7 protein-coding genes are annotated in these 14,602 nt (G+C 66.3%); 5 read left to right on the plus strand and 2 right to left on the minus strand.

Features of this window, described 5'->3' with window-relative positions; genetic code table 11:
- Position 1: 1 nt before the first annotated feature.
- The 4 genes from CEW83_RS05665 to CEW83_RS05680 all read left to right on the plus strand — a co-directional run bounded on the left by CEW83_RS05665 (position 2) and on the right by CEW83_RS05680 (position 11,568).
- Positions 2–3,439, plus strand: coding sequence for a CHAT domain-containing protein (locus CEW83_RS05665; protein ID WP_108948472.1), 3,438 nt, complete (start codon positions 2–4; stop codon positions 3,437–3,439).
- 126 nt (positions 3,440–3,565) lie between these two features.
- Entirely contained in the window at positions 3,566–4,357 is a 792-nt protein-coding gene (locus CEW83_RS05670) for a caspase family protein (protein WP_108948473.1), read from the plus strand.
- 77 nt (positions 4,358–4,434) lie between these two features.
- Positions 4,435–10,476: a DUF7379 domain-containing protein gene (locus CEW83_RS05675; RefSeq protein WP_108948474.1), complete on the plus strand. Its 6,042-nt coding sequence runs from the start codon at positions 4,435–4,437 to the stop codon at positions 10,474–10,476.
- Positions 10,477–10,584: 108 nt separating this feature from the next.
- Positions 10,585–11,568 carry a toll/interleukin-1 receptor domain-containing protein gene (locus CEW83_RS05680; protein WP_159099390.1) on the plus strand — a complete coding sequence of 328 codons (984 nt, stop codon included), beginning with the start codon at positions 10,585–10,587 and terminating at the stop codon, positions 11,566–11,568.
- Between the two features lie 37 nt (positions 11,569–11,605).
- Here the strand turns inward: CEW83_RS05680 and CEW83_RS05685 are convergent, their stop codons facing one another.
- Entirely contained in the window at positions 11,606–12,226 is a 621-nt protein-coding gene (locus CEW83_RS05685; RefSeq protein ID WP_108948476.1) for a glutathione S-transferase family protein, read from the minus strand.
- Positions 12,227–12,460: 234 nt separating this feature from the next.
- Positions 12,461–12,811: a hypothetical protein gene (locus tag CEW83_RS05690; protein WP_108948477.1), complete on the minus strand. Its 351-nt coding sequence runs from the start codon at positions 12,809–12,811 to the stop codon at positions 12,461–12,463.
- Positions 12,812–12,970: 159 nt separating this feature from the next.
- On the opposite strand from CEW83_RS05690, the gene lysS reads away from it, so the two are divergent.
- Entirely contained in the window at positions 12,971–14,473 is a 1,503-nt protein-coding gene (gene lysS / locus CEW83_RS05695; RefSeq protein WP_108948478.1) for a lysine--tRNA ligase, read from the plus strand.
- The last annotated feature ends 129 nt before the right edge of the window (positions 14,474–14,602 follow it).

Here is a 14,602-nt window from a genome sequence, read left to right on the forward strand (position 1 = left end):
CATGCCCTATCCCGCCCATATCGGTCAGCGCCCCCTCGAAGTCCGCGAAGCCTATGCGGCGCTCGAACAGTACGCCAGCGATTACGGCGAGGAGGCGCTGCTGCTGTTGATGCACGCATCGATCCCCGAGACGCTGCGCGCCGACCTGCTCGACCTGATCCGGGTGAATTTCCTGCCCGCCCAGGGCACCGACCGCAGCCTCGAGGCGGACGTCCTGTTTGCCCCGATCACGACCTCGCTGGGCGCGGGTTATTACCGCATCGACCCGCAAGTGCGCTGGCACTGCATGGCGCTGTTGCGTTCGCGTTACCGGGGGGATGTGCGCCCGCGCCCGCTGCGTGTCGCCGAACTGCTGTGGCGTTACGTCGACGCGGTCGAAAAACACTCGGGCGGCGCAGTCGACCCCCAGCTGGCTGAGTTTCTCGCCATACAGCGCTGGGTCGCACTCGCCTTCATCAGCCCTGACGGCGCCGCGCATGCATTTGCCGACGCACTCAGACAGACCGCCAGCGATCCCGTCGCGGCACGCGTGCAACTCGGCGGGCTGGCCGCGGCAATCGAAATGCCGCTGGCCCGCGAACAGACGCTGCTTGCCTACGCGCGCGGCATGGACGCGCTCGCACGAGGCGACGACACCGCGGGAGCGCGCATCCTCGGCGCCCTCGGCAACGAGGAAATCCGCGTCGGCAAGGTCGTGCTGCGTCCGCCCGGCGAACTGCTCGCCGAGGCGGGCATCGCGCCTGCCGGACGCATGCCGGAGGACAGCGCCGGCGGCGCCCGCAGCGAAAACAGGGCAGACCGCCCCACCTGTGTGGTGCTGATCGGCAGCGGTGCCCGCACCGAGCTTGAAACACGCGAGCGCTTCGACGCCGACCGCCACTTCGCGCTGATCCGTGCTGCCCTCGACGAAGCTGGCATGGACGCCATCCGCGCGGACGACAGCCTCGCCACCGATGGCGAAGCGCTCTACACCCTGTTGCTTGACGCCAACCTGGTGCTGGCAGACCTGTCCACCGCCGACCCGGGTGTCTGCTTCCTGCTCGGGGTGAGCCTTGCCCTGCGTCCGTCGGGCACGATGCTGATCGCCGAGGACGGCAGCCCCGACACCGCGCTCGACGCAGCACCCGGCATGCGCACGCCCTACGCACCCATCGCGCCGGGCGATACGGATGCCGAGGCAAAGTTCGCCGCCATGCTGCGCGCCCTGATCGGGGGCGAAACGGGGCCACTGGCGCGAAGCCCGTTCTATCTCGACAGCCGCCTGCACCCACCCCGGATGCGCACAAACGACGACCCCTTCGATGCCGACATGGCAGCACCGGACAGCGGCATCTGCCTGATCCTGCGCAATCGCACACCCGACGTGGAAGGCGGGAACCGCCGCGGCGCAGTGCTGGACGCGGCCACCGCCATTGCCGAAGCATGCGCCTCGGAAGCCGGCCTGCAGGTCTACCGGCCCGACGCCATGAGCAGCGCGGACGCAACTGATGCGCTGCCGGACCGGCTGGTGGACGCAACGCTGGCGATCATCGACATCAGCAACCCGCAGCCCGACGTAATGCTCCAGCTCGGGATGCGCCTCGGCCTGCACCCCGCGGCCACCATCGTCATGGCGGCGTCACACACCGCGCTCCCGCTCGTGCTGTCAAAGCTCCCGGTCGTGCGCTACCCGGCCGAATTCGATGCACGCGCGGGCGATGATCTGCACAAGGACCTGCTCACCGCCATCAAGCGTCAGATCTCCGGACAGGTGCGCATCAGCCCGATCTACGCCGCGCTGCCAAATCTGCGCCCGCCCAGGCTCCGTGAGGTCTCGAAACCCGAGCGCAGCGACCCGCCGCCCCGCATCTTCATCTCCTACGTCAATGCCTACGGCCGCTTCGCCCGCCCGCTCGAACACGCCCTGCTCGAACTCGGCGCCACCGTGGACTGGGACATGAACCTGAAGTCGGGCGACGCCTGGCAGGAAACCCTGACCCGAATGCTGGACGAGTCCGATGCTGTCGTCTCGGTGGCCGGTCGCGCCACGCAGGAACGTCCGTTCCCGATGGAGGAGATCGCCCGCGCGCTGCGGCTGCGCAAGCTCCTGATTCCGGTGTTCGTGGAAGCGGTGGATGGCCCGCCCGAACTCATCGAGCGCAAGGCCGCCAACACCGACGCGACCGGCCGGGTCGTGTATCTCGACGGCTTGCCCGATGCAGCGTTCGAGCAACTGATCGCCACCACCGCACGCAATATCGTCGAGGCCGTAGCCAGCGACCGCAGCAGACGCGACGCACAGCGCACCACCGAAGACGCCCCCGAATCCGGCGCCGGTTCGCCGTCGAATGGCCGCCTGACCGTGCGCCAGCCTGATCCGGGCACCTTGCAGTACATCGACACCACAGTCCGCTCCCGGACGGAATGGCAGGTCCGCTACGACCCCGCACTGCTCGATTCGCTGCTGGCGCAACTGCCATCGGCCACCGATTCCTTCGACGAACTCGCCCTGGCCCTGGCCCAACTGCTTCTGCCGCAAGATCGTGATCCTCCGCAACCGGGAGACAGCGTGCACCTGACGCTGGATCGCGCTGCCGCCGCCCTGCCATGGGAGGCGATCCTGGGCCCTCACGAGGGTAAGCGGCAACTGCCTGTCGCCGTCACACGCTCGCTCGACGGCCTGCGGCCACCCAAGCGCCCCCGCAGCACGAGCGGCCATGCGCTGTTGATCGGCGACCCGGTCAGCACCCAGACCCTGCCCGACATGCCCGAGGGTCTGCCCCCGCTGCAAGGTGTCCGCAGCGAACTCGGCGCGATCTACGAAACGCTGACGGCGGCCGGCTATACGGTGATGGTGAGCGAGCACGAGAATGCCGACGAGATCATGAAACGGCTCCATGCGCGTGAGTTCCGGATTCTGGTGATTCTGGGGCGTTCGGTACATGAGTACGCGCTCGACGACGAGCGCATGAAGCGCCCCACCAAACGCCCGATGAAACACGCCCCGAAGGCTCAGGCCGCCGAACATCGCACGAATGGCTTCATCCTCAGTGATGGCATCTTCCTGACTGCGGCCGAAATCAGAAAAATGCGCGAACCACCACAACTCGTTTTCCTCAATGACCGTCACATGGACGGTCAGACCGGACGCATCGGGGGCATCGGTCAGCATGGCAAGGCAAGCACATCGATGACAGCAGAACTCCTCGGAATGGGCGTCGACTGCGTGCTGACCCCGGCCTGGACTGTGGACGACACGGCTTCCGCGTACTGGTCACAGCGTTTCTTCGAGGACATCAGCAGGGGCGCAACGCTGGAATCGGCGAGTTTCTCCGCCCGCATCGCGAGCAGCGACCACTTCCCGCTGCAATCGGCCTGGGCGACGTTTCAGGTCTGGGGCCAACCGGACTTCCGCCTGCCACCGCCCATGCCCTCCGCACAGCGCAATTCGGCCAGCTGAACCCCTCTCCGGACTGGAATTCGCCGGTGCGGAATGCTTGAATGAAAACAGAAAGAACAAATGCAACATGCATCCCGGGACAACCCCACCTGTCGCACGCCGTTCCCACACCTACTGGAGGCTGCCATGTCCAAGAACGCGCTTTGCATCGGCATCAACGACTACCCAGGTACGCAGAACGACCTGTCCGGCTGCGTCAACGACGCCCACGACTGGTCTAGCGCACTGACTTCACGCGGGTTCAGCACGAGGATGCTGCTCGATGCCGACGCCAGCAAATCTGGCATGGTTGCGGCCATCGGCGACATCATCGGCAACGCCTCCCGCAACGACAGCGTCGTGATCACCTACTCGGGTCATGGCACCTGGATACCCGACGAGAGCGGTGAAGAACCCGACGGTCGTGACGAAGGGCTGTGCCCGTGGGACATCGAGCAAGGCGAGGTGTTGCTCGACGACGAGCTTCACGTGCTCCTCGGCAAGCGTGCGCCGGGTGTGCGGGTTGTGATCATCGCCGACAGTTGCCATTCGGGCTCGGTGACGCGCGGTGACAATTCGGACCTCGATCCCGGCATGCCGCGTGCCCGCTTTCTCCCGCCGCAAGTCTGGATGAGCAGCGACAGGCTGCCGAGCCGGATGCCAACCAAGATTCTGGGTGGCATCGCACGCAGCGGCGGCGACCTGTTGATCGCCGGCTGCCTCGATACGCAGTACAGCTGGGACACGCGCTTCAACGGCCGCCCCAACGGCGCCTTCACCTACTACGCGCTGAAGGCGCTCGCCAACCTGCCCCCAGGCAGCAGCTACGCAAGCTGGTACAGAAGGATCACCCCCACCTGGCTGCCCACCAGCCAGTTGCCACAGAATCCGCAGATCTTCGGCTCCACGACCGCGCGCGGCTGGAAAGTCTTCGAGTGAAAGGGTTCGGGATCAAGCGACGCCTCCCGACGCAACAGACTTCGCCGGCATGCGCTGTCCGGCCCAAAGGATGAACGATGGCTGACCCGATCACGACCACACGGATTCGCTTCCCCGTTGCCGCCTCCCGCTCCGAAGCCCCTGGCAGTGCGAACCTGACCCTGCCCGCTGCGCTCACCCGCCCCGCCAGCCGGGGCGACCGTGCGCCCACGCCACTGGTGGACAACATCGAAGTGCTGGGCAGCTGGGATCTGGCGCCGGTGCGGCGCAGCGCGGATGCATCGCAGCAGGCCGAGGTCAGTGAGGACACCACGCTGCTGGCGCTCGAAGCCGCGGATGGCACCACGATCTTCATGCGTACCGACGCGCTGGCCGAGCGTATCGCTCAGGTCCAGCCCGATGCGCTGCTGCCCGACGGCAGCATCGACTTCGCCCGCTTTCGCGACCGCGATGCGACCACGCGCGGCCTCGGCGACTGGATCTGGCGCCGCGTCATCGCGCTGCGGCTGAAGCCCGACGGCATCATCGACCTTGCGCAGGAAAAGGCGCGCGAATGGCTGGGCGACAAGGCCGGCAACGCAGCCATGGAAGTGGCTACGCTGGCAGGCACCAAGGCCCTGATGTGGGCAATCGAAAGCCAGCTTGCCGACGAACCCGGTCTCTACCACTGGCGCACCGGCGCGGCCCTGCAGCCCACCGACCGCTGCACAGCCGACGACGCAAGACTCGCCCCCCTTGCCGCAGGCGGCGCCCCCGCGCTCGTCTTCATCCACGGCACTGCGTCTCACACCCTCGGGGGCTTTGGCGATCTGGTGTGCAGCCGCGAATGGAAGGCCCTGACCCGCAGCTTTGGCGACCAGGTCTATGGCTACGAGCACCGCACCTTTTCCGAAAGCCCGATCGACAACGCGATCGCCCTGCTTGAAGTGCTCCCGCCCGGTGCGCGACTCAACCTGGTCACGCATTCGCGCGGCGGCCTCGTGGGCGATCTGCTGTGCCTTGCCCCACCCCCGCCGGGCGGCACCGACGCAAACCTGGAGCGCCTGATCCGGAGCTATCAGCGCATGCCGCGCACCGATGAGCTCGAAGCCGAAGAAGCAAACCCTGCGCTGCGCGAAGCCCGACTCGCCTTTGTCACCGACGAACAGGCCAGGCTGCGCCGGCTGGTGAGCCTGCTGCAGCAAAAACGGCCGGTGATCGAGCGCTACGTGCGCGTTGCCTCACCCGCGCGCGGCACCGCGCTGCTCTCCGACAATCTCGATGTTTTCCTCTCCGGTCTGCTGGCGCTGGTGCGCAAGCTCGGCAGCGTGGCCATCGGTGCGGCTGCGGGTGCGCTCGCCACCCCGGCTGCCGGCGAAGCTGCCCGTCGCGCATCGGACAAGGCGCTCAAATGTCTTGCCCGTGTGGTCACCGAGGTCGCCCAGAACCGTGTCCAGCCCCAGCTCGTGCCCGGCATCGAAGCCATGCTGCCGGAAGCCCCGATGGGCATGCTGCTCGGCAGCGCCGCCAGCGCGCCCGGCGTGCGCATGGCGGTCATCGCCGGCGACATTGAGGGCGGCAACCTGCTCAAGCGCATCGGCGTAATGTTTACCGACTGGATGTTCTTCGATCAGGCACGCAACGACCTCGTGGTGGATACCGCGTCGATGTACGGCGGCGTAGCCCTTGCCGCCAAGGCACGCGCGATCTTCGTGCGCGGCGCGGAGGTGAGCCATTTCAGCTATTTCCGCGACGCCACGCTGAACGAAGGCCAACCGCTGCCGCAGGCCTTGCGCGAATGGCTGCAGGCCGGCACGCAGGACGCGCTGCCGCACTGGAAACCCCTGCTCGAAATCGCCCCCGCGCCGGCCCCGCTGCGCGGGGAGCGCGCAAAGGTGGCGCCGAACTCGCGCCCGGTGGTGGTCTATCTGCCTGGCATCATGGGCAGCGAACTCACCGCCAATGGCGACAGCGTGTGGCTCAACTTCCTTTCGATGGGCTTCGGCGGGCTCGCACGCATTGCGATCGACAGCGGCGAGAAGGTCGAGCCCGACGATGTGGTGCGCCTGGCCTACGGCAAGCTCAAGAATCACCTGCACGACCGGCACTACGTCGAGACCTTCACCTACGACTGGCGCCAGCCACTGAGCACACTCGGTACCCGCTTTGCCGCCTCCCTGAGCGATATCCTGGCGCGTCACCCGGACCAGCCGGTGCGCATCCTCGCGCACAGCATGGGCGGCCTGGTGGTGCGCGCCGCGTTCGCGCACGACCCCGGCCTGTGGGAGCGCATCGTCGCCCGCGACGGTGGCCGCCTGGTGATGATGGGCACACCGAACCACGGCGCTCACCTGATGGTGCAGACCTTGTTCGGCCTGTCGGACACCATCCGCATGCTGGCGCGGCTCGACACCCGTCACGCCATGCCCGAAGTGCTGAAGATCATCGGCGCCTTCCAGGGCGCGATCAACCTGCTCCCCGCGCCGGACTTCGTGGACACGGGCGGTTACGCCGGCGAGCCGTTCTACCGTGCCGACGAATGGGAACGCCTGGCCACCTTCAACAACGACTTCTGGTTCGGCAAGCGCCTGTGCGGCCGGCCCAGCGCCGCCGCGCTCGACGCCACCCACAACATCTGGAAAGGCCTCGCCGACGCAGCGTGGATGCGGCACAAACCGGAGCGCCTGCACTACGTCTATGGCAAGGCGGACGCCACTCCCTGCGGCCTGATGGAACAACGCCGGCCCGATGGCTCCACGCTCAACCTGCTGATCGCCGAGACGCCGTTCGGCGACGGCTCGGTAACCTGGCGCTCGGGCAAGCTGAGCGCGATCCCCGCGGACAACTGCTGGCTGATGCCGGTCGACCACACCGGCCTCGCGAACACGCCAAAGTACTTCAGCGACATCGACGCCCTGCTGGAGGGCCGGCAGCCCGCCCTGAAGCGCCTGCCACAGACCCGCGGAGAAGAAGCCACGTCCGCTGCGGTGCGCACACGCCGGGCCGGACCGCCGCCGGGATGGCCGGGCGAAGACGAGGCGATACTCAACATCCTCGGCAGTCACCCCGAAGTCGGCGAGGCCCCTGTGCCGAAGGCCACGCTCAAGGTCCGCGTCGCTGCACGCGATCTGCGTTTCGTCCATGTCCCGGTGCTGTGTGGCCACTACCGCGACGACCCTATCGCCGGCGCCGAATGGGCAATCGACAGTTGCCTGGTCAACGGTGCGCTGACGCACCGCAAACAGCTCGGCATCCACTCTGGCGAGCTCGGTGGCGCCACCATCGTGCTGATGCCGAGAAGCATCGAGGAACGCAAACGCCAGACTGGCCGTGGTGCGGTGGTGGTCGGGCTCGGCCCGATGGGCAAGCTCGGCGCCGCCGGTGTCACCGAGGCGGTACGCGCCGGAGTGCTGCGCTACCTGCTGCACGCCGGTGATCGTTACGGGGAGGAATGCGCGCTGCAGCCGGAGCAGGTCTCGGCCACCGCCCCGCTCGCCCTGCCGCTTGCCAGCGTGCTGATCGGCTCGAACTCCGCGGCCCAGCTGGAAATTGCAGAGTCGGTGAAAGCCGTGGTGCTCGGCGTACTGTTCGCCAACCGCGACTTCAACCGCAGCCGTGCCGCACGCGGCGAGCGCGAAGTGCGCGTCACCCGACTGGAACTGATCGAACTCTATCTCGACACCGCGATTTCGGCCGCACACGCGGTCAGGAAGCTGGAGCACATGCTGGAGCGCGAGCTGCAACAGGTCGACACCCAGCTCGAGGCCGCAAGCGAGCTGCACTTCGGCATGGGCATGCGCCAGCGCCTGTATATGGGCAGCGGCGGCTCGTACTGGCCGAGACTGCAGGTGACCGATGCCGACCGCGACGGCACCGAGTGCGATGAAGACTGCTTTGTGCCGCGAATCTCCAACCCGATCCCGCCCCACATCCTCACCCGCATTCTCAAGGTGTATGGCTGCGGCGGAGACCAGCCCGACACGCCGCCGCTCACCGGCTTCGACCTGCCGCCCGACACCCGCCCGGCGCGCAAGCTGCGCTTCACCTACATGGGCGAGAAGGCACGCGCGGAATCGGTATCGCCGGTGCGCCAGCCGGGCGCGGTCGAAACCCTGATCGATGAAACCCTCGGCAGCTACGCCAGCACGCAGTACGCGCCGGGCGGCGGCTTTGGCAACACTCTGTTCCAGCTCCTCGTGCCGCTTGAGTTCAAGTCTGCCGCACGCAAGACCGACCGCCTGATGCTGGTGGTCGACCGCATGACCGCAAACCTGCCGTGGGAGCTGCTCGAAACCGATGGTGCACCGATGGTGCTCAAGACCCGCATGGTGCGCCAGTTCGTCACCAACGAGTTCCGCCGCGAAGTCATCCGCCCGGACGGCCTCAATGCCTGCGTAATCTCGAATCCCAGCACCGAGGGCTATCACGCGCAGTTCGGCGGCCCCGACTGGAAGCCCCGCATCGGCGCCGACGGCAAGCCCGAGCCCGACCGCCTCCCCAGCCTGCCGGGCGCGGCCGAAGAAGGCGACGCCATCATTGCCGCACTCGAACGCGCGAACTACACGGTAACCCACGCCCCCCCCGACTGTCGCGCCAGCGATGTGTTCACCCGCCTGTTCTCCGGCAGATGGCGCATCGTGGTGATCAACGCCCACGGCATCTTTGGCAAGCGCGGACGCGACGGAAGCTACCGCAGCGGCGTGGTGCTGTCAGACGGTCTGCTGCTGTCGGCACGCGAGATCGATCTGATGGAAACCGTGCCCGAACTGGTCTTCATCAACTGCTGCCATCTTGCCAAGGGTGGCTCGGGCGGCGGACGTCTGGCCGCGGGGCTGTCGCAGGAGCTGATCAGCATGGGCGTGCGCTGCATCGTCGCGGCCGGATGGGAAGTGCGCGACGACGCCGCAAAGCTGTTCGCCACCCGCTTCTTCGAGCAGATGCTGGAGCACGGTGCGAGTTTTGGCGACGCCGTCCATCGTGCGCGCAAGGACACGTTCGCGGAATACGGTGACTGCAATACCTGGGGCGCCTACCAGGCATACGGCGACCCCGACTTCAGGCTTCGTCATGTTCACCGCGAACCCACTGACAACTACCCGCTCACCGCCCCCGAGGAACTCCTCGACTGGCTGGAGCAACGCCACCTCGACGCACACATCCAGACCGCAAACAGCGTGCGCTTCAGCGACTTGCAACAACGGATCGACGCCCGCTTCGCGGCCCTTCCCGAGGGCTGGAAGCGCCGTGCCGACGTTCAGCAGGCCCTCGGCCGCCTGCTCGCCGACTACCCGCTCAAGGACAGCTTTGCGGGCGCCCATGCGGCCTACCTGAACGCCGTTCGCACCGACTCGTCGGACATGAAAGTCCCCTTCTCGGCCATCGAGCAGCTGATCAACCTCGAGAGTCGCGAAGCTGAGCGCCTGTGCAATCCCGGGCCGGAGCAGGATCTGCAGGCGGCCAGGGCACTCGCCGACAGCGCGGTGCGCCGCGCCCGGGCACTGGCCGCCTTCGCAGCCTGCACCGGCGCGGGAAGCGACGTGCCGGGAGCCGCCGACGCCCCCGCCCCGAACATGGAGCGCATGGCCATTACCGGCAGCGCCTACAAACGCCAGGCAATCGTCATGCTGCGCGGTGGCGCGGCATGGGACGAAATTTCGACGGTGCTGCAGGCTGCGCGCGACGCCTATCAGGCCGGCGAAGGCCAGCCCGGACCTTCGCCCTGGAACCCCTATGCCTGCATCAACCGCCTGCAACTCGACGCACTCGTGACCCGGCCTTCGAGCAGGCGCGACGACCCAACGCCACTCATCGAAACCTGCCAGCTTGCAGCACGCGGCAACTTCGAGCTCAGCTACCGGTTCTTCGACGCGGTTGCGAGTGCAGATGCCACCCTGGCCGCGTGGCTGCTGGGCGTGCGACCGGCCGGCGGAAGGAGGGATCGTCAGCACGACGCTAGCGAACTGTTCGAGGCCTATCGCGCCGCGATGGTGCAGGTTGCCCACTCGCCGCGCGAGCTCGCCTCGGTGCGGGGGCAGATCTGCCTGCTGGCGGAGTTTCTCGCCCGCCGCAACCTCTCCGGCGATGCAACGCGTGTGAAAGTGCTGACAACACTCGCGGAGCGACTGGCCGAAGCGCCCTGAACCCGCGTGCGGGCCCGCCCTGTTCGCACACACTGCAGAAGCAGACTATGTTTGAATGATGACGCACGACATACCCTGCAGTGATCCGCGACCATGGGGGAGGCCAGGATGCAAGGCATTTTCGTCAGTTACCGCCGTCAGGACAGCCAGAGCGCAGCCGGTCGCCTCAGCGATCACCTGAAGGAGCACCTTGCCGGGGTGCCGATCTTTCGCGACGTGGAGACGATCGAACCCGGCGTGGACTTCCTCGACGCCATCGGGCGGGCGCTGCAGTCGTGCGGCGTGCTGATTGCCGTCATCGGCCCGCGCTGGGCATCGATCACCGACGACAAAGGGCAGCGTCGGCTCGAAGACCCCAACGACTACACCCGTCTGGAGATCGCCACCGCGCTCAAGCGCGAGGGTGTGCGCGTGATTCCGGTGCTGGTGGACGGCGCCGGCGTCCCGAGCGGCGACGTACTGCCCCCGGACCTCCAGAGCCTCGTGCGGCGCAACGCCATCGAACTCTCGGACAAACGCTGGGAGTACGACGTCTCGCAGCTGGTGAACACCCTGCGCAGCGTGCTCGCCATTCCAGACCCTGTCCCGGAGCCCACCCCGGAACCCGCTCCAGTGCCAAAGCCACCGGCCGAGGTCAGGGAGACCCGTCACAGATACTGGATCGTCGCAGCCGTTGTCGTGCTGGCCGTCATCGGCTATGCAATCGAAGAGCCCCTCCCCACAGACATCGAAAACCTCGACCCGTTGGCGGATGTAACCCAGAGCGAGCACGACCCCGACAGGGTGACGGCGGTCCCTGATCTTCCCGCCAGCGTACCGCTTCTGACCGGCCTCTGGCACGACAACGAGGGCGGCCGCTACGAGATCTCGCAGCAAGGCAATCAGCTCATCATCCAGGGCATGAGCCCAGATGGTTACGTTTCAGGCTCGGCCGTCCTGCGGGGCTCGCGCGGCGAAGGTGCCTACACCTTGAATGGTCATCCACTGCAGAGCAGCTTTGTCGTCTCTCCGGACGGCACCCGCATGGAGGTCGCCATTCGCGACCCCGCAAGTGGTGAGCGCGATTTCGGTGTGCTGATCAGGATGCGTTGAGAGCAGGCGCAGATCAGCCGGCACACTGCCAGCTTTCCTAGACCCGATAGCCCTCTTCGGCCAGCACCTGACGCACTGCCCTACGAGTGAGCATGCGGGTGTAGTGCGCCAGACAGCTCGGTGGCAGTGCGATGTCGCTGCGGGTGGCCCAGAACTCGACGTAGAACAGGGCCGCATCGGCAATCGTCAAGCAGTCGCCGACGGCGTAATCCCGACCGTCCAGCACGTCGTTCATCACCGCGAAGCCCTGCTCCACGATCTCGCGCCCCTGCGCTTTCACGGCAGCGTGGTCAGCCGGGTTGGGGGTGAACTTATCGGTGGTAAAGATGCGGGCAAAGCCCTGCCCATGCACCGTACCCACCGCATGGTTCATCACTTCGAGCACCCGCGCCTGCCCTTCGGCGTCATCCGGCAGCAGCCCCCGCTTCGGCCAGCTGCGGGCAAGCCACCAGGCGATGGCGACGAAATCCGTCAGCGCAGTGCCATCGTCGCGCACCAGCGTCGGGATCGTGCCCTTGGGGTTGAGCGCACGGTAGGCCGCGGTGTCCTGGTCCCCCGCAAGCAGATTGACCAGATCAACTTCGAAAACGAGCTCAAGCTCTTCGAGCAGGATATGGATGCCGGTGGTGCACGAACCCGGGGTCATGTAGAACTTCATCGGATCCTCCTGTGTCGGGGCGCGGATGGCCGTTGCCCACGACGCAAGACACGTGCCTTGCGCACCTCAGGCACGAGCGGCCCCCGCAGGCGCCCGCAGCCCGTGGATGGCCGGATTATCGTGCGAAGGCTTGCGTCCGCTTGTGCGCGCTATGCGACAAGCACTGCGCGCCGTGTCGCACAAGCGACCTTTGCCGGGGTAATTCTTCGCCGCTGGCTTAGGCCCCGATCTCCGCTACGAAGCCCCGCGCAGCACGCCGGCATCGCGCAACATCGCCTTGTAGGCTTTCATCACCGGGCGCGAGATGGCGGTTTCGGCCAGCACGCGGTGTTCGTAGATCTCCGCCACCAGCGCCTCGCGCTCGCCAGCGCGTGCGCGTGCGATCAGGGCGTGCATGTCCTCGCCCAGCAGCCTGCCGGCGCGATGGCGCGTGCTGTCGTACAGCAGCGGGATCGTGTCCTTGTCACCCGGCCCCATCCTGCACTTGCCATCGAGAATCTTGAGCATCACCGTGGTCGTGCAGTCGATGTCCGACGGGTCCGAGAGGTGGGCCGCAGCCCATTCGACGATCTGATCCGGCAACATCCTGGGCTCCCTGTTCCGGTGACTGGCCGCTTTTCAGAGCAAAAAATGCGCCATCTCCCGCCTCTTCATCCACGTCCGCCACGTTTTTCTGCAACGCCGATTTGCTACCGACTGGCGCGCCTGCGACAATTACGCACTTGATTACATTGCCGATGACTCATGTCCGACCAGAACGCACCACTCAACGCCCAGGACGAAAACCATCTCATCGCCGAACGCCGCGAGAAACTCGCGCAATGGCGTCAGACTGGCCGCGCCTTCCCCAACGACTTCTCGCGTGAGAATACCGCGGGCAAGCTTGACGAGCTCTACTCCGAAAAAGAACCGGAAGTGCTCGAGGCTACGCCGGTCGAGGTCAAGGTTGCCGGCCGCGTCATGCTCAAGCGCGTCATGGGCAAGGCGAGCTTCATCACCATTCAGGATCTGTCCGGTCGCATCCAGCTCTACGTCCAGCGCGACAGCGTGGGCGAAGACGTCTATGCCGACTTCAAGCACTGGGACATCGGCGATATCGTCGGCTGCGTCGGCACCCTGTTCAAGACCAAGACCGGCGAGCTCACGGTCAAGGCCAGCGAAATCCGCCTGCTCACCAAGAGCCTGCGCCCGCTGCCCGACAAGTTCCATGGCCTCACCGACCAGGAAACCAAGTACCGTCAGCGCTATGTCGACCTGATCATGAGCGAAGAGTCGCGCTTCACCTTCGTGGCACGCAGCCGCCTGGTGCAGTCGATCCGCAACTACATGACCGGACACAACTTCCTCGAAGTCGAAACGCCGATGATGCACCCCATCCCCGGCGGCGCATCAGCCAAGCCCTTCGTCACCCACCACAACGCGCTGGACATGGAACTCTTCCTGCGCATCGCGCCCGAGCTCTACCTCAAGCGTCTGGTGGTCGGTGGTTTCGAGAAGGTGTTCGAGGTTAACCGCAACTTCCGCAACGAAGGCCTCTCGCCGCGTCACAACCCCGAATTCACCATGATGGAGTTCTACGAGGCGTACGCGAACTACCGCACGCTGATGGACTTCACCGAAGGCCTCATCCGCCACGCCGCGCGCGAAGCACTCGGCACCGAGACCTTCACCTATCAGGGCCGCGAACTCGACCTGTCCAAGCCCTTCCACCGCCTGACCATCGTCGAAGCCATCCGCAAGTACCACCCCGGCTTCAGCGTCGAGCAACTCGCCGACGCCGACTGGGTCAAGCAGAAGATCAAGGACTTCGGCGAGCCGGTGAAAGCCGGCGGCATCGGCAGCCTGCAGCTGCAACTGTTCGAAGCCTGCGCCGAAGCCGAGCTGTGGGAACCCACCTACATCATCGACTACCCGGTCGAAGTCAGCCCGCTGGCCCGCGCCTCGGATTCCGACCCGGAAATCACCGAGCGCTTCGAGCTTTTCATCGTCGGCCGCGAAATCGCCAACGGCTTCTCCGAGCTCAACGACCCCGAAGACCAGGCCGCCCGCTTCCGCGCGCAAGCCAGTGCAAAGGACGCCGGCGACGAAGAAGCCATGTATTACGACGCCGACTACATCCGCGCCCTCGAATTCGGCCTGCCCCCCACAGGCGGCTGCGGCATCGGCATCGACCGCCTGGTCATGCTGCTCACCGACAGCCCGGCCATTCGCGACGTGATCCTGTTCCCGCAGATGCGGGCGGAGTAAGCGGTCGGTTCATCTGGCGAACAACGCTGACCCAGAACCCGCATGGCTGATGGTCTTGCGGGTTTCTTATACAAGCAAGCAAAATCAAAGGGGTCAGAGTCGTTTGTTTCATGCATCTGCTGCTTTCAG

It is taken from the genome of Parazoarcus communis (assembly GCF_003111645.1).
Taxonomy (GTDB): domain Bacteria; phylum Pseudomonadota; class Gammaproteobacteria; order Burkholderiales; family Rhodocyclaceae; genus Parazoarcus; species Parazoarcus communis_A.

Excerpts from the sequence above, each read along its gene's own strand:
- CEW83_RS05665 (WP_108948472.1), top strand. The coding sequence starts at position 2 with ATGCCCTATCCCGCCCATATCGGTCAGCGCCCCCTCGAAGTCCGCGAA.
- CEW83_RS05670 (WP_108948473.1), top strand. The coding sequence starts at position 3,566 with ATGTCCAAGAACGCGCTTTGCATCGGCATCAACGACTACCCAGGTACG.
- CEW83_RS05675 (WP_108948474.1), top strand. The coding sequence starts at position 4,435 with ATGGCTGACCCGATCACGACCACACGGATTCGCTTCCCCGTTGCCGCC.
- CEW83_RS05680 (WP_159099390.1), top strand. The coding sequence starts at position 10,585 with ATGCAAGGCATTTTCGTCAGTTACCGCCGTCAGGACAGCCAGAGCGCA.
- CEW83_RS05685 (WP_108948476.1), bottom strand. The coding sequence starts at position 12,226 with ATGAAGTTCTACATGACCCCGGGTTCGTGCACCACCGGCATCCATATC.
- CEW83_RS05690 (WP_108948477.1), bottom strand. The coding sequence starts at position 12,811 with ATGTTGCCGGATCAGATCGTCGAATGGGCTGCGGCCCACCTCTCGGAC.
- lysS (WP_108948478.1), top strand. The coding sequence starts at position 12,971 with ATGTCCGACCAGAACGCACCACTCAACGCCCAGGACGAAAACCATCTC.